The following is a 20,958-nucleotide window of genomic DNA, read 5'->3' as shown; positions in this document are numbered from 1 at the left end:
GCATCACTCCCACCACCGCCACGCTAGGACCCCCGCCATGACTTCGCTCCACTTCACCAGCGACGAGTTTGATCAGGCCGTTGCCCTGTACCGTGATGCACTCGTGGATGCTAAGGAGGCCGCCGATACGGACTCCGACCGCGCATCCGTGCTCGACCAGGCCCGCGACAACCTGTACGCCGACGACATCGACGCCCACGCCCTCATCATCGCGCTGAGCGACAGCGACCGCGGCGACCGCGTGTGGAGCCTGGAAGAGGAAATCCTCGACGCTGACTAGCCTCCCTCCCGTCACGACGCATCCGGCGCTCTGGGTGAGAAAAACTCACAGAACGACAAAACTTTGCGGGGTTCGTGAGGAAAAGTCACCCGGTGTGGCCCGAGCCGACCCCGTGGGCCACAACCGTTCCCCTCCGTCTGCCGCCCAACGTAGCACCGGGGTATGACGCAGCCGGTACCGCCGGTCGATGACCCCCCTCGCGGAGAAATCTACGCTCGAGAACAGCGGCATCACCCGGATGTCGATACGTTTCACACAGCGAGTGGAGTTTCATCATGCTTCTTACAGCCAACCGGTTTCTTGCGGGGATTGACCCCCTGGCGGGCGCGTGGATTGTCGTCGCGGTCATCGCGGTGTGCGCCGCGCTGGTCCTGTACTTTGTGCTGGCGGTCGCGTCCATCCTCAACTCAAAGCGCATCTCTGGCGGGGTGAAAACCCTGTGGCTGATGGCCTCGTGCGTGTTCCCCGTTCTCGGCCCGACAGCGTGGTTCCTCGTGGGGCGCGGCAGCGGGTCGGGCCAGCTGCGAACGCCCCGCCTGTAGACCGGGCCGCCGACCGACCCACCATGGGTCCCTCCGATTCTTGCTGGGGCACCTGTCTGAACTAGATTAAGACGGTCCCCGAAAGGAACCACCCCCCTATGCGCCCCTCCGGCCCGCAACATATCCAGCGCCACGCGGCACTTTTCCGCACGGTCGGTGTCGCCACCGCTCAAATTCAGCAGCTCCTGCGCGCCTCGCTCAGCACGGGTGAGAAGGTGGGTAAACAGGGCACGCGGCCGCTCTACGCGGTTGAGTTCGACGGGCGGATGCTCACGGTCGCCGTCGCCGTCGCCGCGAACGGCCACATCCTGGGGGCCAATCCGAACAGTCTGCGCCTGAACGGGACGACCGCGGGCCTCACCGTGCAGAATGCCGGGCTACCGGCCGAGGTGCGCGTCGCCGCCGAGTGGGGCCAGCATCCACTCTGGATCGCAGGGCGCTACGGTGCGGGAAATGTGACCGGCCCCGAGCTGGGGCTCAGTACCGAGCTGTGGGCAGACCTGCAGACGTGGGCCGCCGCGTACGATGAAGGTTTCAACCCGAGCAACCCGTCGGCTTCGGCCCCGCTCCCCGCGGGGTTTACGCAGCGCGGCTACCTGCTCACGGTGCGGGTGCAGAAGGAACTGGGTAACGGGTGGACGGTCGCGATCTCCGACCCGGAGTCGGACGACAACATCATCCTGCCGCGGCTGAGTGCCCACCACTAACGCGAGCGCCCCGCAACGGGTGAGGCCGGGCCCACCCGCGCATCCAGCCAGGTACACAGCGGCACCGCTGCGTGCAGAAACTCCGCCACCCGGTCGCGCACCTCGGCGGTGAAGAGCCACGGCTCAACCGGCCAATCACGCCAGAGCACGAGACCCTTGGCGCGCAACAGGGTGATCCGCGGGTGGTCGGCCGGGTAACCCCGCGGTGCCGTCGTGAGGGGGTCGAGGCGGCGCACCTCGATGTCGGCGGGCACGGCGGCGATGATCCGGTCGAGTTCCGTGCCGCTCGGCTCGGCAACCACGGCATCCCGAAACCGCGCGAGCTGACCGCGGTCCATCGAGTAGTACCCGGCACCGCAGGCCAGGCCGTCGGCCGCAAGCTGAATGTAACCACCCGATTCGAAGTAGGCCCCCGCGTGAGTCTTATAGGGTGACTTATCTGCCCCGAAGCGCACGTCGCGGTGCGGACGGAAAATCTTGTACGGGCCACACTCCTCCACCAGCGAGTCGGCGAGTGCCGCGAGCGGGCCACGCACGGCGGATTCGTAAACGGGTTTGTGGTCGAGCCAGAACCCCTTCGAATTATCACCCTCCAACCCGGCGTAGAAGTCGAGGGCCGCGCGCGAGAATCCGTCAAAACTCATACCCGCAAGGCTACCGCAGCGGGTCGGCAGCGGCCATCACGGGACGTCACAGCAGCGGATGCCGCCCCGTGGAGGACGATATCCGCTGCTGTGGGGTGCGAAACTACACCTCTACCCGCTCTCGCCCGCGGCGTGCCAGGATGACAGCCGTGGAGCCGAGCAGGAGGAAGCCGATAGCGATCAGGAGAGCCGTCCCGGGCGCTCCGGTGTGGGCCAGCTGCTCTCCGGATGCGGCAGGGTGCGGGGAAACATCCGCAGAACGGGAGAGTGCTTTCGTGGCGGCGGTCGCCGCCGCTCCCGACTCCGCCGTTGCAGTTTCTGCCGTGACCTCCTCGGGCTCCACCCCGATCCGACCGTCCACAAGCGGAAGCTTCGCGGCGTTCACGATGCTCGGTGTCCGGCCGGCGACGGTCGCACCCGCCCCCGTGAAGTCCGGGATCTCACCGGTCACCCAGGTAGGGTGCTCCTCGCCCACGGGAGGTTGTCCACCCTCGGGTGCCGGGGTCTCTGCCTCGGGTGCCACAGAGTTCAGGTCAACAGACACCGCTGTGCCAACAACCACATCTCCCACCCGGGCGGAAACCTCAAAGGTACCGAGTACCGTTGATCCCACAAGCGTGCTCGCGTTACCCGCCTCATCAGTTACCAGGTCGTGCCGAGAAAACTGCAGCTCCGCCGCGCCACTGAGCGTGACCGCAACGCCGGGCAGCGGATTACCCGCAGCATCCCGAATCGTAACGGTAACCGTTTTTGTCGGCTCAATAGACGTCAACTCGCCGTCGGTAGCCACAAGGGTAGAGGTACCCGATTCACCGAGACTCGGCTCACCGCCCACCACCGTGATACTGCGTGAGGTCGAGACCTCCCCCTCCGGGCCTCCACTCAGGTGCAATTTGAAGGTGTACACCCCCGCGGTTGTTGGCGTACCGGTCACCCGACCGGTGGCCGGGTCGAAGGTGATGCCCTCCGGCAGGCTACCGCCCGCCAGGACGGCGTTACCTGCACTCAGCGACACCCCGAGGACGTCGTACCCCACACCGACCGTGGCGTGCGCAAGCGGAGTGGGTGCGCTCAATTCTTCAACGGGAACAAAGTTCCCGCTCTGGATCACAAATATCTGCAGCGCATCCGTGGACGCGGGCTTCACCGGGACGCCCTGGTCGTAACGCACCAGACCTCCGATCGGCTGGCTGTGATGTATCTTCAGGAAATCTCCCTCGGCATACGCCAGGTTATCGAAATCTTGCCGCAATTGGGCTGCGGTCTCCAGGCGGTTAATGCTCGTGTGGGCTTTCACCTCGCCCGCAGCGCTGAGAAGCGACACCTCAGCAAAGTGCGGATTGTTGAACGGGGCACGAGCCTCGACCCCGTTATTCACGACGCGAATGGTCTCGGTATCGGGATGTAACGTGAGCGACCCGACAGCACGGTTAGACTGCCGGATCGCCACCGTATTTCCTATCGCGACGTCAACGGGTGCCACCAGCACGTTACGCGCACCGGAGCTATCGGTGATGGGAACCGAGATAGTCCCCGCGTGGGGACCCGACTCGTCTGCCACGATGCGGGCCTCGCCACTCGTGACGGTACCGTTACCACTCCGCAGGTCATCCAGGCCCAGGGGCCCCGTGAACGGGCCGGTTTGACCGAGCAGGATAGTCGGGTTGCCCAGTACGGTAAGGGTGCCGGTCGGCAGGGCAGAAGACCCCACCTGGCCCTCGTCAACAGGCTTTTCCCCGAGGAGGTTCTCCCAGATCGGCTCCCCCAGAGCGGGCAGCGCACCGATCTCCTCACGCGTCTCGGCACTCGGGGCCAGGCCCCACCGGTCAAAGAACTCGCTCAGGTTACGATCCGCCACGCGGGAGGCGGTGCGGATAAACGCCTGCTGCTTCTCGGCGTCCGTAGCGGGATCAGGCTGACCCAGTGCACGGTTGGCCCGAAACTCCTGCGCTACGCGCGGGTAGAAATCGTTACCGAAGCCCAGGCGCAGTTGCTCAAACATGGCCAGCTTGGTATAGGGGTCTTTCAACGTGTTATAGTCGCGGTCACCATCGGCTTTCTCCAGGAAAGACGTGATCTTGGACGTGAATTTTTCATCACGCAGCCGGTTGGGGTAGCCCAGTTTCTCCTGCACCGTGAGCGACGCGATATTGACCGTTACCTCCTCAACCCCTGACCACAGATACTGCGGTGTCTGGTACGTGTGTCCGAGTTCATGCCACAGGCCCCACTGATCGGCGTTGTGATGACCCTCCAGCAGACGGGCGGCGGCACCACTATCCGTGAAAAAGTTGAGGTGGTCGTTGGTGGCCGAGGCGTAGACGTTCTCCCCCGAAACCTCCGGGTTCACGAGGTGCACCCGGTGTGCGCTCTTGTGCGCCACGCCCACGGCGTTGTCGTCAAGGCCGTAGACACCGTTGGTGATCTGAGTCACCTCGTCGAGGTACTCCATCAGGTCCGCGGCAGAGCGGCCAGCGAGGTTATCGCGCACAACCTGTGCACGGAACGTCAGGAACATTCGCGCACCAACCATCTCCACAAAGGGGGCGTTGGGATGCGCGGCCAATGAGGCAGCCCACTCATCCTGGGTCATCTTCCCCAGCTCAAAAAACGGCACCTGCTCGCCGCCCGTCACCGCGGCGGTTGCCGGGGTATCGCCGGATAGGTTAATCACGTAGACCATGCCATCGGCCGCGGCTTCTATCGTGTTTTCGCCGAGTGCCAGGGGCAGGCGAGAAATCCCGACCTCTTTTCCCCCGTTAAAATCCGGGTATGCGGGGATCAGACCAACCCCCAGGAAGAGCTGAGTGGGGTCCCCCTCGGTAACCGAGACGGTGAGGCTGGTCCCTTTTCGGACAAACAGTCCCGTTGGGGTGAGTTCGCTGTGTGACATCCACCGGTTTTCACGGGCCGCAGCCGCGGCGGCCGTACCGTTGGCGGGAGCCGACACGGATACGGTGGGCACGGATGGTGGCGACTGTGCAGGCTGAGCGGCGCTGGCCGCTTGGGCACCCATGATCAGGCTTGCCACTATGAGCAGTGAGGAGGCCGCGGCAAGGCGGCGGGTTATTCGAGGCACGTAAGCTCCTTCGCGCTAGGGGTAGTAGGGGCGACTCGCTCCGGGGACAACCGCGCACGGAGAGTCTTCACACACACTCCAGATGTACAGCTTCACCCTCCGCAGCTTCCGATAGCACCCCGAAAAACGGATGGAGTGCAGTCAAAAAGACGACGGGGGAACGAGGAGTTCACCGTAGCATATTGCCATGTGATCAGGGCTTTTATCAGGAAACCCGAGGGAAAGCGGGGGGTGGCCAGGATGGAAATCGGCAACAAATCAGGGTAAGATCACCGCGCCTCAGCGGTAGCGCCCCGCACCAACCACAACGGGTGCCGCCCCGGAGAGGGACAGCACCCGTTGTGGTTCAGCGAAGCGGGTTAGCCGAGGTGACCCCCCGACATCGGGCGGCCGAAGCCCTCCCGACGGCGGCGCATCCCCACCATCCCGGCACCCAGGCCCAGCAGGAGCAGCGTGCCGCCCGCGAGCAGGATGCTGTGCGAGTCGCTCCCCGTGTTGCTCAGCAGACCGGCGGGCACCGCCCCCGGCGGGTAGGCGCTACAGTTCGGCGTGGCCGGCGGGTAGACGAGGGTGCTCGCCGTGGACGGGTTCACCCGAACCTCCAGGGCAGCCTCGTCGCGCAGGTTGTAGAACGGGGCGGAGGGGTCAAGGAACCAGACCCCATCGGCACCCAGTGTCCAGCCCGGCCAGTCAATCGGTTCACCCGCAGCATCCACCGCAGCCCCCGGCCAGAGCTGGGTACCCTCGATGACGTCACCCGGCTGCCAACCGGCAGGAACCGGAATCTGGTTCACCTGCGAGGCCCCATCGGCCAGGATCGCCGCCGTGTCGGAGGCGTCAATGCTGGGGTCGTGGGCCGCGTAGGCCTCCGGGGTCCACCAGATCAACGCAATCGACGGCAGTTCCGTGAGGTTGATCGGTGTAACCGAGTAGGACGCGAGCGGGGTGTCGTTCTGACACACCGCGAGCGCGGTCACCGCGAGCGACTTGACGGGGGTCACATCCGTGGCACAGTCATTGGTGGTGTCGCTATCGGGATCGCTCGTGGAGTCACACGCCGTGTTGGCAATATCCACGAAGGCACCCGTCGGACTCACCCGGGCGATGTCACCCACAATCGTCGAGTAGGTGAACGAGGCCGTGTCTCCCGGGTTGAAGTCGCCGGCGTAGCTCGCCGACAGCGTGCCATTCGTAAACGTCGCGGTCCAGCCGGCGGGAACAACCAGGCTGCCCTCCACGTAGGTCAGCCCGTCGGGCAGGGTATCCGATACCGTCGTGTCGTGGGCCGGATCATCACCAATGTTGCTGACCTCAATCGTGTAGTCGAGCTGCTGATCCCTCCCGGAATCAACGGCACCACCCTCCACGGGAGCGTGCGACTTAGCGATGAACAGGTTCACATTGGGCACGTGATGCTCAGTTTCACACGTCGCATCGACGGGGACCAGACCGGGCTGGCCCGCCACCGGGCATTCGCCACCGATTGTCGGCGTCACCACGTTGTTGAGGTCGGCACCGAAGGCATCCTCCTTCACCGTCACGGTGTAGCTCACGGTTGACTCCGCGGCACCCACCGCCATCGTGGGCAGGGCCCACGTCAGCTTCTGGGTACCGGGATCGTAGGTGAGGCCCGGGGCCAGCGGCTGGCTCAGCGTGGCGTCGTCCAGGACGTCACTCAGATCGTCAATCGCCGAGACTCCCGTCGCCGGAACCGCACCCGTGTTCTCCGCGTGCAGGGTGTACGTGATCTCATCACCCAGCTGAACGACGGAGCCCGTTGCCGGGTCGCTCGTCTTCCACAGCGCCCACTCGGGTGTGTAGTGGGTGGTCTCACACTCACCCACACAGCTCGAGCCGGTCGGCGGGGTCACGACGTTGTGCAGGGTCGCCCCGATTGCGTCGTTGTTCACCCGCACGGAGTAGCTGAGCGTCTGGGTTCCCGAGAAGGTTCCCACCGTCCACACCAGGTTCGTACCGCTGAGGGCCGCCGTGCCCACGGAGGCCACCGGCGTTCCCACGAGTGTCGCCTCGTCGAGAACGTCGCTCAGGTTATCCGTCACCTCCACACCAGTGGGCAGGACGCCCCCGGTGTGGACGATCGTGAGGGTGTAGTCAATCTGCGAGCCCGGCTGCACCGAGGAGCCGCTGGGCGGCGTACTCGATTTCGCCACGGTCCACACGCTCGCCTGAGCCGTGTTGGTGATCGTACAGGTCGCGTCATCACCCTCGGCCAGTGTGATCTGACCGGCGGCGACAGTGGCTCCCGTACAGCTCCACTCAGAGGCCGTGTAGCCCAGGGCCGCACCAGCCTCGGACAGGGTGTAGGTACCCACCTGGACCGGGGCATCCGTGACCGTGGCAGCACCAATCACACCCGTGATCGGGGTGGGGCCAGCCGCGGTGAGCGACCAATCCGTTGCCACGGCCGTGCCGCCCGTTGTGCCGTTATCGACCACCTTCACCAGGGTGAGTAGCGGGGAGGTTGCGGTGTTCGTGATGGTACAGATGACGTTGCCGCCGTTCGGCACGGTCACGGAACCATCGTCTACCACGCCACCCTCACACACCCAGTCGCCCGGCTCAAAGCCGGTGGGGCCGTCCTCAGACAGATCGTAGGTACCGGCGAAGACCGAGGCCTGCTGCACACCGCCATCCGCCGTGACGCCGGTACCGTTACCGGTCACGGGGTCCTGCCCGGTGATGCCGTTGGGGGTCGCGGTCAGCGTCCAGTCCTTCGGCAGTTTCGTCGTGCCCGAGTCGTTTGGCTGCACATCCTTGATCAGGGTGAGCGTTGCGGCCTTGTCGTCGTTCACGAAGGTACAGATCGCGTCGTCGCCGAGGGCGAGCGCCACGGTCGGGTCATTCACCGAGGTACCCACCGCGTCGCCGTTGACCGTACAGCTCAACTCATCGAGCGTATAGCCGACGGTGTCGGGGTTGGTCTCGGTCAGCGTGTAGGAGCCGATGGGCACCTCAACGTCAGTTACCTCTGGCGTGGCGGTCTCACCCGTCACCACGGTCGCACCGCTCGTCGCGGTCAGCGGAAACTCGGTGTTTGCCAGGGCACCACCGTGCGTGTTCTCCACATCCTTCACGAGCGTGATAGTGGGAGCCTGAGCCGTGTTGGTGATGGTACACGCCGCGCTGCTGCCCGAGGTCAGGGTCAGCTCGGTACCCACCTGGGTGGACCCGCTGCCCAGCACACACGTCCAGTCGCTCGCGGTGTAGCCGTCGGGACCGTCCTCGCTGAGGTCGTAGACCCCGGCGCTCACGGGGGTGGCCGCGAAGCCACCGGCACCCTCAACCGGGTCCTGGCCGGTGATGCCGTCCGGGGTGGCGGTGAGCATCCAGTCGGCGGCCACCTCCGTCGCCCCCGTCGAGCCCGGGTCAACGAGCTTAGTGAGTGACAGGGAGGCCGGCTGGTCAGCGTTCGTGAAGGTACACGTCACGTCATCGCCCAGGCCAATCGTAACCTCGGGGTTGCCCACGGAGGTGCCGGTCGAGCCCGTGCAGCTGAGGCCCTGGAGCGTGTAGCCGCTGGGGCCACCCGTCTCGCTCAGGTCGTAGCTGCCCACGGGGACCGTCTCGCTGACTCCGGTGATACCGCTCACGAGATCCCCGGCTTCCAGCGTCCAGTCATCCGCCACGGCGACGCCGCCGTGCGTGTTAGACACGGTCTTCACGAGCGTCAGCGTGGACTCCTGGGCGGTGTTGGTGATGGTGCAGGTGACCTCGTCACCCACCGCCAACTCAACGGCGCCGCCGGACACCGAGTGCCCGGTGTCACAGGTCCAGTCGGAGGCGTCGTACCCCTCGGGTCCGCTCTCGCTCAGGTCGTAGGATCCGGCGGTGACGGTCGCGTCGGTCACGGTGGCCGCGCCGCTCGCTCCCGTCACGGTTGTGGGACCGTCGGCCGTCAGGGTCCAATCGGCCGGTACCTGGGTGGCACCGGTGTCACCGTTGTCCACCTCCTTCACCAGGGTCAGCACGGGAGCAACCGCGGTGTTGGTGATCTGGCAGGTTGCCGACTGACCAGCGGCCAGTTGGACGGTGGATGCCGTGGTCGCGGTCGCGCCCACACAGGCCCAGGTGGAGGCGGTGTAGCCGGTGGGGCCGTCCGTCTCGGTCAGGGTGTAGGTGGCCGCCTTCGCTGCCGCGTTGGTCACGGCGGCCGAACCGCTCACGCCGCTGATGTTACCGGCGGGGCCGCCTGCCGCGTTGAGCGTCCAATCCGTCGCCACCGCGGTGCCACCGGTCGAGCCGTTAGCCACATTCTTCACAAGGGTCAGCTTCGGCGCAATCGCGGTGTTCACAATCGCACACGAGACCTCCTCGCCCTCCGCCAGAGTCAGCACGTTACCGTCAAGTTCTCCGCCGTCACACACCCAATCGGATGCCGTGTAGCCGGTCGGTCCGGTCTCACTCAGCGTGTACTCGCCCACCTTCACGGGGGCAGCCGTCACGGTAGCCGAGGCCGTTGCGCCGCTGATCGGTGTGGGTCCGGCCGCCGAGAGCGTCCAATCCGTCGCGACCGCGGTGCCGAGCCCGGAGCCGTTGTCAACCGTCTTCACCAGCGTGAGTTCGGGCGAGACGGCCGTGTTGGTGATGGTACAGATCACGTTGCCACCAGCCGGGATGGCCACCGTGTCATCCGTGACCACACCGCCCTGACAGACCCAATTGCCAGCGTCGAAGCCGGAGGGACCATCCTCGGCGAGCGTGTAGCTGCCGCTGAAGACGCTCTGCACCTGGATGCCACCGTCGGCGGTCACGCCCGTACCGTTACCGCTGACGGGGTTCTGGCCGGTAATGCTGTTCGGGGTCGCGGTGAGGGTCCAGTCGGCAGCGGTCTTGGTACTGCCCGTCTCGCCGCCCGAGACCACCTTGACGAGCGTCAGCGTTGCCGGCTGGTCGGTGTTGGTGATGGTACAGGTCACGTTCTGGCCGAGACCCACCGTCACGGTGCTACCCGCGAGACTGCCACCCACACACGACCAGGCGGAGGCGGTGTAGCCGCTCGCACCGCCCGTCTCGCTCAGAGCGTAAGCCCCCACGGGAACCGTCACGGAGGTGACCCCGGAGGTGCCCGTCGCGCCGCTCCCGTTCTGGGGGCCAGTGAAGCCGAGGGTCCAGGCGCTGGCCGCGGCCGAGCCTCCGCTCGTGTTGGCCACGTTCTTCACGAGTGTGAGCGTGGGGGCCACGGCCGTGTTGGTGATGGTACAGGTCGCCGAGCTACCGAGAGCCAGCGTGACGGTGGTCCCCGTCGTTGAGGCACCACCCACACAGCTCCAGGCGGAGGCCGTGTAGCCTGCAGGGCCGCCAGCCTCGCTCAGGGTGTAGGTGCCGATTGTGGCGTTCTGGTTGGTCACGGCGGCGCTATTACCCGCCCCCGTGATCGTGCTGCTGGGGCCGGTGGCCGTCAGCGTCCAATCGGAGGCAACCGAGGTGGCACCGGTGGTGCCGTTCTGCACGTTCTTCACCAGGGTGAGCGTGGGCTGGTTGGCCGTGTTGGTGATGGTACAGGTGGCATCGCTATTGCCCACGAGCGTGACGACACCGGCCGCGAGGGTGGCGCCGGTACAGCTCCACGCACCGGCGGTATAGCCCGCCGGGCCGGTCTCCCCGAGGGTGTAGGCCCCGATGTTGACGTTAGCCGCCGTAACCGCGGGGCTACCCGTCACACCCGAGAGGGGTGTGGGGCCAGCAGCGGTGAGGGTCCACTCGGTTGCCGTGTGCGTGGCACCGGTCGTGCCGTTCTGCACGTTCTTGACGAGGGTGAGCTTAGCACCCTGGTCGTCGTTGACGTACTGACAGGTGACCTGGTCGAGCGGGTTGAGGGTCACCGAGGTGGCATCCACAAAGGTACCGCCCGGCCCGGTATTGCACTGGAGGGAGGTCTGCGTGTACCCGCTGGGGCCGGTCTCCGTGAGGTTGTAGGCGGTGCCGGGGCGCACATTGATGGTGTTCCCTACGGTGGAACCGGCGACCGACTGGGCCACAACATCCACCGGGTTGGTTCCGGTCGGGGTCGCCGTGAGCGTCCAGTCGGCGGGTAGCTTGGTGCCACCGTTGTTGTTCACGACCTGCTTAATCAGGGTCAGCGAGGCGGTCTGGTTCACCGCGGTACAGCGCACCCGGAAGCCCAGGGGTACCGTGACACCGCCGTTGATACCGTCCGCAAAACCGGGGATGACGTTGCCACCCGAGTCCAGCTGGACACACTGCCAGCTCCCAATCGAGGGGGCGACCGGCACACCACCCGCGGTGATGCTCTGCGTGTAGAGGCCGCTACCGCCCGACTCCACGAGCGGGTAGCGCACATTGGGGGTAACCGGGGCCGTCGCACCGGCCGTGCCGGTGGCACCGTTGGGCCCGGCGAGCGCACCGGCGGGAGCGACCGCGTCGAGGGTCCACGAGGAGGGCGTTACCGAACCGCCCTGCACCTGCTTGACCAGGGTCACCTGGGCGGTACACGTGACGGTGTTGGTCACCGTGTAGGTGTTGCTGCCGGCCAGAAGGGTCGCGCTGTAGGGGAGCGCGAGGTCAACAGTTGCGCCGTTCTGGGTGGTGACTTTGGAACTATCAACCGTACACAGGTCGCGACCCGTGAAGCTCGTGGTCTCATTGATGGCGATGCTGCCACCCGCGGTGAGCCCGGTACGGGCCACCGACCAGGCCTGGTTCGTGCCGGCGAGGGTCAGCTGCGAGTTGAAGCCCAGGGGCTGATCGCCATCGTTGAACGACACCCCGTTGACGATCCACTTTTTATCGACCGTGATACTCGCCACCGGGACGGGCGGTCGGTTGTAGACCGTACAGCTCACGGCGACCGTGGAGGGGACATCCACGCTGAAGGCGTTGGGATCAACACCGTCATTGGTGACGGTCACCGCCGCCCCCGTGGCAATGTTTTGACAGACCGCCCGTTTACCGCCCTGGGTCACGAGGTTGTAGCCTGCCTGCTGCGTCTCGGCGAGCTTCACGGTACCGGTGGTGGTTCCACCGGAGAAGGACAACGGGAAGTTGACGGCACCCGTGCCCGCCTGGGTGACCCCGTTCTGCGAGGTTGGGGTTACACCGGGGGTGGCCGTGGTGGCCGCGAAGCTCCAGCCTGCCGCGGGGGTAGCCCCCGTGATGTTCTCACCCGTGTTGGTGTTGGGTACGACCTGCTTCACCACGGAGACGGAGCCGTTACAGTTACCGAGCGCCAGTTGGCGCAGGGTGTTACCGGCCGTGGTGTAGTCCGCGCTCTGGAAGTAGTCGGAGTTGAGCGTGGGGCCAGAAATGGACTTGAGGTTGTCCGGCGAGCCGTCAATGCCGTCACCGACCCCCATAACCACCATACGGGTGCCCTGGGCTTTGATGGCGTTGGCCGAGAAAATACCGTTCTCCACCTCACGGAACCGGGTGGTGTTACCGGGACCCTCGGCGTTAGCGTACACCGTGGGGTTACCGTCGGTGATAACAACGGCCACATCGTAGATCGTGGCCGCGTTGGCCGCCTGGTAGAGGCCGCGGTCCCAGTTGGTCGTGCCACCGGTTGTGTACGTGTCGATGCGGTTCTTAACGGTGGTGGCACCGGCCGCCGTGGAGACCGGGGTCACGCCCAAGTTAGCCCCGCCTGCTGCGGGGGCCGTGGCCGCGAAGGTGTACAGCGAGACCGTGCTGGGTGTGCCAGTGAGGGAGTCAACAAAGGTCTTGGCCGCGTTGCGAAGATTGGTGATGAATGGGGAAACCGAACCGGAGAGGTCGAGAATCAGGGCCACGTCGAGCCCACACTGCTGGGGCGCTGTGGGGTTGTTGAGCGAGTTCTGCCAGATACCACCCGAGGCATTGTCAGCGGAGCCGGAGGCGATCATAAATTCTGCGGTTGACGAATAAGTAACGCCCGAGCGCAGTTGGTTTCCGGTGCGGAACTGGTACGCGGACGAGGTGGCGGGGTCGCCCGCGGCGAGCGTGGAGTTGATGAAGTACCCGGAGGCGGCGGGGGTGGCCTGCTTGATCCAGAACCGAGCATCCCGGTTGGCCCCACCAGCCGCGGTGTTGGGCACCACGAAGTTACAGTCGCCCTGGGCATCCGAGACACAGGTGGCCCAGGTGTCGGTGCGCGGGGTGGCGTTGGGGCCACCGGCGTTTCCGTCGTAAAGCTTGAGGGTGACACCGGCCAGCCCAGCCACACTCGTGAGCGAGGTGCGGATACCGCCCACCTTGACCGTGATCACGGCCTCACCCGCGGCCGGAACCGGAACGGAGAACACCGAGACATCGGTGGCTGCGGCGGCGGGAGCGGCGGCAGCTTTACGGGAGGCGGCCGGGCCGCTGACGACTGGTTCCTCCACCGCGGGGGCGGGGTCGGTAACTGGATCGGCAGCGGGGGTGTCCGTGGCCGAGGTGTCCGTGGCGGGTTCCTCTACCACGGGGGCCGGTGCGGGGTCGGCAACGGGCACCTCCACCGTGGGAGTCGCCGCGCTGGGTGCCGCCGGGTCGGCAGCGGGGTCCGCGTTCGGCGTGACGGTGGCCGGTTTCGTGCCCAGGGCGGTAAACCGGATGACGGGTGTGGTGGTCATCACACCGGCGCTGCGGGTGTCCCCCACGGCAGCCTGCGCGGCTGTTCCGGAAAAACCGGTAAAGGCAACCCCCAGCACGAGCGCGGGGACAAGCATCCCCACGAGTGTGGCTCGTGTGCGAGTAAACAGCGACGGAAGCGCGCGAACGCGACGGTTAGTGGAACGAGACGAACTCGATCGTAGATTTGGCATGACCCTCACCCTGTCAAATGTGCTCTCTGGGTTCATTCCCAGACTCTCTCAAGATAGGCCGAGTTAGATAAGAAGTGAATAACATTTTCATAACAGAAGAAACGGTTGAGTATTTTTCTAAATCTGGTATAAGGTCGGAAATTCGCTCAAAATTAGTGACTTCCTGCACGAAACCATCCGGCAATTTCACCCGACCCTGTGAGAAAACACAATACTTACCCCCCACCGAACAAGCTCCGTGCCGAGGCCACACAATTTTCTGGTATAGCTGTACGGTGCAAACTCGCGGCAAGACCCGAATGTGGAGGGGAAGAGGCCACGGATGACCGATACCACAAAAATCACCCCCTCGCAACCCCGGGCAGTCATCCTGGTGATGCTCGGCGGCGCCCTCGGAACTGCCGCCCGCGCGGGTCTCACGCTCACCATCCCCTCACTGGAATCCGTACCCCTCGCCACCGCACTCGTCAATATCCTGGGAGCCTTCATCCTCGGCTACCTCATTGAGCGGCTCACCCGACACCAGCGGGGAAGCGCGCGAGCCCGCCACACTCAACTTCTTCTGGGCACCGGGTTCTGCGGCGGGTTCACCACCTACAGCACGCTCGCCACCGATACGATCACGCTGGTTCTCACCCACCGGGTCGGCCTGGCTGTCGCCTACGCGTTCGGAACGCTTGCGCTGGGGGCAAGCGCGACGCTGGGCGGAATCCTGGTGGCCAGCCGACGGAACAAGCTCGCCCCGACAACCAACGCATCCCCCAGTGACGGGACGGAGTAGGCCATGAGCCCCCTGATTTTTATCCTCCTCGCCACCGCCGGTGGGGTCGGCGCTGGCGTGCGTTACCTGGTGGATCACCTCATCCGCAGCCGAACATCGACCAAATTCGCCTGGGCAACAACCGTCATCAACGCCTCGGGATCACTCGCACTCGGCTTTCTCACCGGCCTCCTGATGACCCAGCTGCTGCCCACCGGACTCGGCACCGAGATGGGGGTCGTACTCGGCACGGGGTTTCTCGGTGGGTACACCACGTTCAGCACGGCAAGCTACGAGACCGTCGCACTCGTGCGGGAGCGACGCTACGGAGCTGCGCTCCTCAACGGGGTGGGGATGCTCCTCCTCTGCATCGCGCTGGCGGGCCTGGGGATGTTCGCCGGAATGTCGCTGTAGGCCCGGTCACACCGGGGGCGGCCGACAGGGTGATGGTGGCCTTTCCCGAGCGAGCAGACTGATAACCCACAGCGGTCACCCCTGCCCGAGATGCAGAGGTGACCGCACGCTGAGCCGCCGGGACCGAAGGCCACCCCACACGCCACCACCGGCGAGCAGCAATACGGCCACCCCACCCGTCACACTGGGCCAGAACGAGTCGGTCAGCCCACCCGCACTGTCGGGACCGGGAGTGTCGTTCGCGCTCGCCACCACCGCGCCCGTCTCCCCCACGGAATCACGCGGCTCGACCTCCTCCGCAGCCGGCTCGACCTCCTCCGCAGCCGGCTCGACCTCCTCCGCAGCCGGTACGAGCGCGCTCGCCAGCCGCTCCGAAGCCGCAACCGCCTCCGCGGAGAGACTCACGGGGACGCACGAGGAGAGCGGCCGCCCATCGGTCATGACCCCTGAGAGGCACACCGTACTCGCACCCACCGAGAGGCCCAGCTGCGCCGCGTTGGCACTCACGGTCACCTCACCACTCGATTCGTCAACGGCCACCGTTGCCGAGACTCCGGCACGAGCGGGCCAGACCAGAGAATCGAGGTCAACGATGTCTGCCATCCGCGCATCCGGGGTCGAGACGAGGGTTACCGACACCCGGCCATCGGCCACCACCCCCTGCACCGAGCTGCTCACCCGGGCCGCCGGGACCGTCGTGGTGGAAAAATCGGCCAGGCCGCGATCATCCGTCACCACCAGGGTTACGCTCACCGGCTCCTCCGAGTGGATGTCGAGATCAACCCGGTTCCCCTCGGCCACCTCTTCCGTAGCCACACCCTCCACATACCACTGCACCGAGGAGAGATCTCCGTCAGCATCCTGGGACTCGGTCGCGTCAAGGGTCAGCACGCCAGCCTCGCGACGCACCGAAAACGTCGCCTCCGGGCGCTCGTTCGCCGCGAGCTCGACGGAGGCGACGGCTGGCGCGGCAGTGAGGACGCGGCCGGGGGCAGCCGCCGAACCCTCAAGACCGTTCGCACCCGTGCCGTTCGCACCCGTGCCAAGCGCAGCCATCACCGACTCGGCCAGGGCCCCCTGGCCCGGACGGTTGGGGTGGAAAATCCCCGGACTCACGAGCCCGTTGAAGTATTCGGTACCGGTTCCACACAGTTCATGCCCCGCAAATTGCTCCTGCGCGTCGGCATACAGATACCCGTTGCGCAGCATCGCCGCACGGAGGGCCGCGTTCAGCTCTTTTGTCTTCTCCACGATCCAGCGCTGGTCGGCTCGTTTAACGCCTTCGCAACGCTGCCCCAGGGTGAAGATCCGCCCGGCACCGTCCTCCGGGAAAAACGCCGGATAGCCCACCCCGACCACCTGGGCACGCGGGGCACGCGCGCGGATATCGACAAGAATCTGGTCGTAGCTACGGATATCCGCCGAGACTACGCGTCCGTCGAGCGCCGCAATAACGTCATCAATCCGGGCGTTGATCGCGGCATCCCCCGAGCAGTTGTTAACGGGGAGGAGAAATTTAACACTCGTGAGGCACTCGGTGAACACCTGCGTAAAACCCGCGTCGATGCCGCCCACAGAGAACGAGACGAGGGCCGTCTCCTGAGACAGCGCATCCAATTGGGCGTGCTCCCCCCAGGCCACACGATCAGACGGAACCGCGTAGAAGGAGGACGTGGGTGCGCCCTTGCAGGCGACCGAGGTGAGGTCGTAGCCCGTCCGGCGGGCCACCTCGACAGTGTACGAGACCTTCGAACGCTGGCAGTCATTCCCCTCCCCCAGCAGCGTAAAGGTGTTCTTCTCGTAGGGGACGAGACCAAAACCGGAGGCAAACGAGTCCCCCATCGCAACGTACCCCGACGGGGCCGGAGCCGGGCTCTCGGCGTATGCGGTGGGGGCACCTGCCAGCACCAGGAGGGTGAGCGCCACGGCAATCGTGAGGAGGTATCTTTTCACCGCTATCTCCTCCACCCGGCCGCCACGGTCACCAGAGCAACAGCCAGCATGGTCATCAGCCCCCCGTTTCGCTCATCCGTCTCTCCGGTCTCCTCCGCGGGCATCGCCCTGCTCCGCGTGACCACCCCACTCGCCGAGAGAGATGCGTCACTCACCTCACCCTCGGGAATATCCACCATCACCCCGGGATGCTCCGCCACCGTCTCACCCGGTGCGGTCACGGTCGGCAGCGCTCCCCGACCACTCTGGGGCGTTGCCGAAGATCCTCCCGAAGCGGCATCCGACTTCTCGCCATCACCAGCCATCGCCGTCGCCGTCGCCGTCGCAAAGGATGTCAGCCCGTTTCCCCCGGTCGCCACGAGTGTCACCGAAACCGACTCGTCAGAACCGATATCCAACTCAACGTGGTCGCCGACCGCAACGCGGTCAACCGTCGCCCCCTCGACGTACCACTCGGCCACCGACGACTCTTCGCCCCGGACACCCGGTGCGTCCAGGGTGAGCGTGTCCCCCGCACGCGTGACGGTCAGCGCCGCATCGGGCCGGGCAGGCACCCCCGCACCCGGGTCACCCAACGCCTCGGAAATGCCCACATCAACCGACCCCGCGATACCGCTCAACGCGGAGGAGGGGGCCGCAGCAAGGGTATCCAGCACCATATCGGCCAGGACGTTCTGACCGGCCTGATTGGGGTGAAAGAGCCCGGTGCTCACGAGCCCAAAAAAGTAGCTGGGCCCCGCGTCACACAGCGCATGACCCGAAAAATACGGCTCAGGGTCCGCGTAGAGATACCCGTTACGGAGCATGGCCGAACGAATCACAGCGTTCAGTTCCGTAGTTTTCTCGAACATCCACCGCTGGTCGGCACGCTTCACCCCCTCACAACGCTGCCCCTGAACCAGAATGCCGCTGTCGCTACCGCCCTCCGGGTAGAGAGCCGGATATCCCACCCCCACCACCTGAGCGCGGGGAGCGCGGGCCCGAATCTCAGCCAGAACGGAGTCCAGGCTCCGCACATCACCGCTCACACCCCGCCCGTCCAGCGCGGCAATCGCGGCATCCACCCGGGCCGTGACCCGGGGGTCGCCGGAGCAGGTCCGAGACGGCAGCAGGAAATCGGGACGGGCAATGCACTCCGTCAGAACCGGGCCGAAACCGGCATCGTTGGTGCCCAGGGTGAACGTGATGAGGGCGGTATCGGCGCCCAGAGCATCCAGCTGGGGCGGCTCACCCCAGCGTGGTCGGCGGGCCGGAGACAGGAAAAAGTCGGTGGTGACCGCCCCCTGGCAGGACACATTGGTCACGCGATACCCTCGCTGTGCCGCGACCCTAGCGGGGTAGGACGAGAAGGATCGCTGGCAGTTGTTTGTGACACCGAGGGGGCTGTAGGTGTTTCGCGCGTAGGGAGGAAGGCCAAAACCGGAGGTGTAGGAATCTCCCATCACCACGTAGCTGGGCGGTGCGGTGGAATCGGTGGGGTCGGCCGAATCGACCGCCCGGGCCGCAGGGGCACCACCCAGCAGCAACACCGCCAACAACAGGCCACTTGACAACGCGTAACGCTTTTTCACTCGTCTCTCCTCTTGGTGAGGTCGCGCTTGGCGCGGCAGTCCTCGCGGAGGTCGCAGCGCGCGACATCCTCGACCATACCAAAAAGATGATCCCGTGTTTTCTAACGGAGGGGGTGAGTGATCGGGAGACCGGGCTACTCCGCGCTATCCCGGGCGATCTGCACGTGGTGGTGAATAACCTCGGCGACCACAAAGTTAAACCACTTCTCGGCGAACTCGGGGTCGAGGTGCGACTCCTCGGCGAGAGCCTTCAGGCGCTTGATCTGTCGAGCCTCGCGCGCCGGATCCGACGGGGGCAGGTCATGCTCGGCCTTGAGCACGCCGACCTGCTGGGTGCAGCGAAACCGCTCGGCCAGCATGTGAACGAGCGCCGCATCAATGTTGTCGATGCTGTTGCGCAGATTCTGTAATTGTGTGGGAATACTCTGATCCATCGGGTCTCCTGGTGGGTGCAGCGGGGGTGAGTACGCGGGATGCGCGACGGGGCTGGTCCGCACACGAACCGGCCCCGCCACAGAGCTAACCGAGCAGATCGTGCAGAACAACAACCTGCTCGCGCTCGGGGCCAACCCCGATCGCGGAAATGCGCGCGCCGCTCATCTGCTCCAGCGTGCGAATGTACTTCTGCGCGTTCTCGGGCAGATCCGCAAAGTCACGACAGCCCGTAATGTCCTCCGACCAGCCAGGAAAATCCTCGTAAATAGGGGTCGCGTGGTGGAAGTCCGTCTGATTCACGGGCACCTCATCATGGCGCACCCCGTCAACCTCGTAGGCCACACACACCGGGATTGTTTCCAAGCCCGAGAGCACGTCAAGCTTGGTCAACACGTAGTCGGTCACGCCATTGATACGCGAGTTGTACCGCGCAATCGGGGCGTCGTACCAGCCGCAGCGGCGCGGGCGGCCCGTTGTGGTGCCAAACTCGAAGCCGTTATCGCGCAGATACTCACCCGACTCGTCAAAGAGTTCGGTGGGGAACGGCCCCGAGCCCACCCGGGTGGTGTACGCCTTAATCACCGAGATCACGCGCTCAATCCGGGCGGGCGCAATACCCGAGCCCGTCGCGGCCCCACCCGCCGTGGCATTGGAGGAGGTGACAAACGGGTACGTGCCGTGGTCAACATCCAGCATGGTGGCCTGACCAGCCTCAAACAACACGGTTTTACCCGCATCAAGCGCGGTATTGATCTCCAGCGAGGTATCGCTCACCATCGGTCGCAGGCGCTCGGCGTAGGAGAGGAGGTCAGCCACGACCTCGTCAACCTCGATAGCCCTGCGGTTGTAGACCTTAACGAGCAGCTGATTCTTCTGCTCAAGTGCGCCCTCCACCTTCTGACGGAGGATATTCTCGTCAAAAATATCCTGGACACGGATTCCCACCCGATTAATCTTGTCGGCGTAGGCCGGCCCAATACCGCGCCCCGTCGTGCCGATCTGACGCTTGCCCAGGAAGCGCTCTGTTACCTTATCGAGCGTGCGGTGATAGGCCGTGATGACGTGGGCATTGGCGCTCACACGCAGGCGGGACACATCGACACCGCGGGCACTGAGCGCATCCAGCTCGTGGAAGAGCACCTCCAGGTCAACCACAACACCGTTGGCAATGATGGGAACCACGCCGGGGGTCAGGATGCCGGAGGGCAGCAGGTGCAGAGCATACTTCTCATCGCCCACCACAACCGTGTGACCGGCGTTGTTCCCGCCGTTGAACTTGACGACGTACTCCACCCGGCTACCGAGCAGGTCGGTGGCCCGACCCTTGCCCTCGTCGCCCCACTGGGCACCAACAATCAGTACGGCAGGCATTTATTCTCCCTCATCTATGCGCGATATCGCGTCTGGGTCTGCGCCACGCAAAAACTCGGTGAGCCGCACCACCTCGGCGGTCTCCCCAATACGTTCTGCCCCCCTGCGGAGTGCATATAGCGAACGGAGCACTCCGCGGTTCGGTTCGTGTGACCACGGCACGGGACCGTGCCCCTTCCACCCGGCACCCCGCAGCGCGTCAAGCCCGCGGTGATAACCCACGCGAGCGTAGGCGTATGCGGGAAGAACCTGGCCCCCGGCATCCGCCTCATCTGCGAGAAGAGCCCAGGCCAATGAGGACGCCGGATACGAACGGACGACCTCTGTGAGGGGTTCGCCCCGGTCCAGAGCCGATAGAACGTCGGCTTCAACGGGTAACAGCGTGGGCGGCACGCCCAATAAGTTCTCTCGGGTCACACTCAATGCTATCCCACCACAACCCT

The 20,958-nt window shown here is 65.3% G+C and carries 13 protein-coding genes; 5 read left to right on the top strand and 8 right to left on the bottom strand.

Annotated elements, in window-relative coordinates; genetic code table 11:
* Window positions 1–37: 37 nt before the first annotated feature.
* The 3 genes from FB466_RS12890 (at window position 38) to FB466_RS12880 (ending at window position 1,529) form a co-directional block, all read left to right on the top strand.
* Window positions 38–280 carry a hypothetical protein gene (locus tag FB466_RS12890; protein ID WP_141918913.1) on the top strand — a complete coding sequence of 81 codons (243 nt, stop codon included), beginning with the start codon at window positions 38–40 and terminating at the stop codon, window positions 278–280.
* A 275-nt stretch (window positions 281–555) separates the two neighbouring features.
* A complete protein-coding gene (locus tag FB466_RS12885) occupies window positions 556–822 on the top strand; it encodes a PLDc N-terminal domain-containing protein (protein ID WP_141918911.1) in 267 nt (88 codons plus the stop codon).
* 98 nt (window positions 823–920) lie between these two features.
* Window positions 921–1,529, top strand: coding sequence for a hypothetical protein (locus FB466_RS12880; protein WP_141918909.1), 609 nt, complete (start codon window positions 921–923; stop codon window positions 1,527–1,529).
* Here the strand turns inward: FB466_RS12880 and FB466_RS12875 are convergent.
* From FB466_RS12875 to FB466_RS12865, 3 genes are all read right to left on the bottom strand, one after another.
* Window positions 1,526–2,173 (bottom strand): DUF2461 domain-containing protein, encoded by a 648-nt coding sequence (locus FB466_RS12875; protein ID WP_141918907.1) that lies wholly within the window; start codon window positions 2,171–2,173, stop codon window positions 1,526–1,528. The genes FB466_RS12880 and FB466_RS12875 overlap by 4 nt on opposite strands.
* 103 nt (window positions 2,174–2,276) lie before the next feature.
* Window positions 2,277–5,252, bottom strand: a complete 2,976-nt coding sequence (locus FB466_RS12870) for a M60 family metallopeptidase (protein WP_141918905.1) — start codon at window positions 5,250–5,252, stop codon at window positions 2,277–2,279.
* 359 nt (window positions 5,253–5,611) lie between these two features.
* Window positions 5,612–14,011: a DUF7927 domain-containing protein gene (locus tag FB466_RS12865; protein WP_170206131.1), complete on the bottom strand. Its 8,400-nt coding sequence runs from the start codon at window positions 14,009–14,011 to the stop codon at window positions 5,612–5,614.
* A 322-nt stretch (window positions 14,012–14,333) separates the two neighbouring features.
* Between FB466_RS12865 and FB466_RS12860 the strand changes: the two genes are divergently transcribed.
* Together FB466_RS12860 and FB466_RS12855 are read left to right on the top strand one after the other, a co-directional pair.
* Window positions 14,334–14,792: a fluoride efflux transporter FluC gene (locus FB466_RS12860; protein ID WP_141918901.1), complete on the top strand. Its 459-nt coding sequence runs from the start codon at window positions 14,334–14,336 to the stop codon at window positions 14,790–14,792.
* A gap of 3 nt (window positions 14,793–14,795) precedes the next feature.
* Entirely contained in the window at window positions 14,796–15,185 is a 390-nt protein-coding gene (locus tag FB466_RS12855) for a fluoride efflux transporter FluC (RefSeq protein ID WP_141918899.1), read from the top strand.
* Window positions 15,186–15,260: 75 nt separating this feature from the next.
* Here FB466_RS12855 and FB466_RS12850 read toward each other — a convergent pair whose 3' ends face one another.
* The 5 genes from FB466_RS12850 to FB466_RS12830 form a co-directional block, all read right to left on the bottom strand.
* Entirely contained in the window at window positions 15,261–17,138 is a 1,878-nt protein-coding gene (locus FB466_RS12850; protein WP_141918897.1) for an SGNH/GDSL hydrolase family protein, read from the bottom strand.
* 2 nt (window positions 17,139–17,140) lie between these two features.
* A complete protein-coding gene (locus tag FB466_RS12845; RefSeq protein ID WP_141918895.1) occupies window positions 17,141–18,709 on the bottom strand; it encodes an SGNH/GDSL hydrolase family protein in 1,569 nt (522 codons plus the stop codon).
* A gap of 134 nt (window positions 18,710–18,843) precedes the next feature.
* The gene (locus FB466_RS12840; protein WP_141918893.1) at window positions 18,844–19,143 is read right to left on the bottom strand and encodes a chorismate mutase; all 300 of its coding nucleotides are present in this window, start codon (window positions 19,141–19,143) and stop codon (window positions 18,844–18,846) included.
* Between the two features lie 85 nt (window positions 19,144–19,228).
* Window positions 19,229–20,515, bottom strand: a complete 1,287-nt coding sequence (locus tag FB466_RS12835; protein WP_141918891.1) for an adenylosuccinate synthase — start codon at window positions 20,513–20,515, stop codon at window positions 19,229–19,231.
* On the bottom strand, window positions 20,516–20,932 hold the full coding sequence (locus tag FB466_RS12830) for a DUF3151 domain-containing protein (protein ID WP_141918889.1): 417 nt from the start codon (window positions 20,930–20,932) through the stop codon (window positions 20,516–20,518).
* Window positions 20,933–20,958: the final 26 nt, after the last annotated feature.

The sequence above is a fragment of the Klugiella xanthotipulae genome, assembly GCF_006716695.1.
Classification (GTDB): domain Bacteria; phylum Actinomycetota; class Actinomycetes; order Actinomycetales; family Microbacteriaceae; genus Klugiella; species Klugiella xanthotipulae.
The sequence above is the reverse complement of the archived record's forward strand: the minus strand, read 5'-3'. Positions and strand labels throughout refer to the sequence as shown.

Bases quoted from the DNA above. Each gene is read 5' to 3' on its own strand.
- FB466_RS12855 (WP_141918899.1), top strand. From the start codon at position 14,796: ATGAGCCCCCTGATTTTTATCCTCCTCGCCACCGCCGGTGGGGTCGGC.
- FB466_RS12880 (WP_141918909.1), top strand. From the start codon at position 921: ATGCGCCCCTCCGGCCCGCAACATATCCAGCGCCACGCGGCACTTTTC.
- FB466_RS12890 (WP_141918913.1), top strand. From the start codon at position 38: ATGACTTCGCTCCACTTCACCAGCGACGAGTTTGATCAGGCCGTTGCC.
- FB466_RS12840 (WP_141918893.1), bottom strand. From the start codon at position 19,143: ATGGATCAGAGTATTCCCACACAATTACAGAATCTGCGCAACAGCATC.
- FB466_RS12860 (WP_141918901.1), top strand. From the start codon at position 14,334: ATGACCGATACCACAAAAATCACCCCCTCGCAACCCCGGGCAGTCATC.
- FB466_RS12865 (WP_170206131.1), bottom strand. From the start codon at position 14,011: ATGCCAAATCTACGATCGAGTTCGTCTCGTTCCACTAACCGTCGCGTT.
- FB466_RS12885 (WP_141918911.1), top strand. From the start codon at position 556: ATGCTTCTTACAGCCAACCGGTTTCTTGCGGGGATTGACCCCCTGGCG.
- FB466_RS12875 (WP_141918907.1), bottom strand. From the start codon at position 2,173: ATGAGTTTTGACGGATTCTCGCGCGCGGCCCTCGACTTCTACGCCGGG.
- FB466_RS12835 (WP_141918891.1), bottom strand. From the start codon at position 20,515: ATGCCTGCCGTACTGATTGTTGGTGCCCAGTGGGGCGACGAGGGCAAG.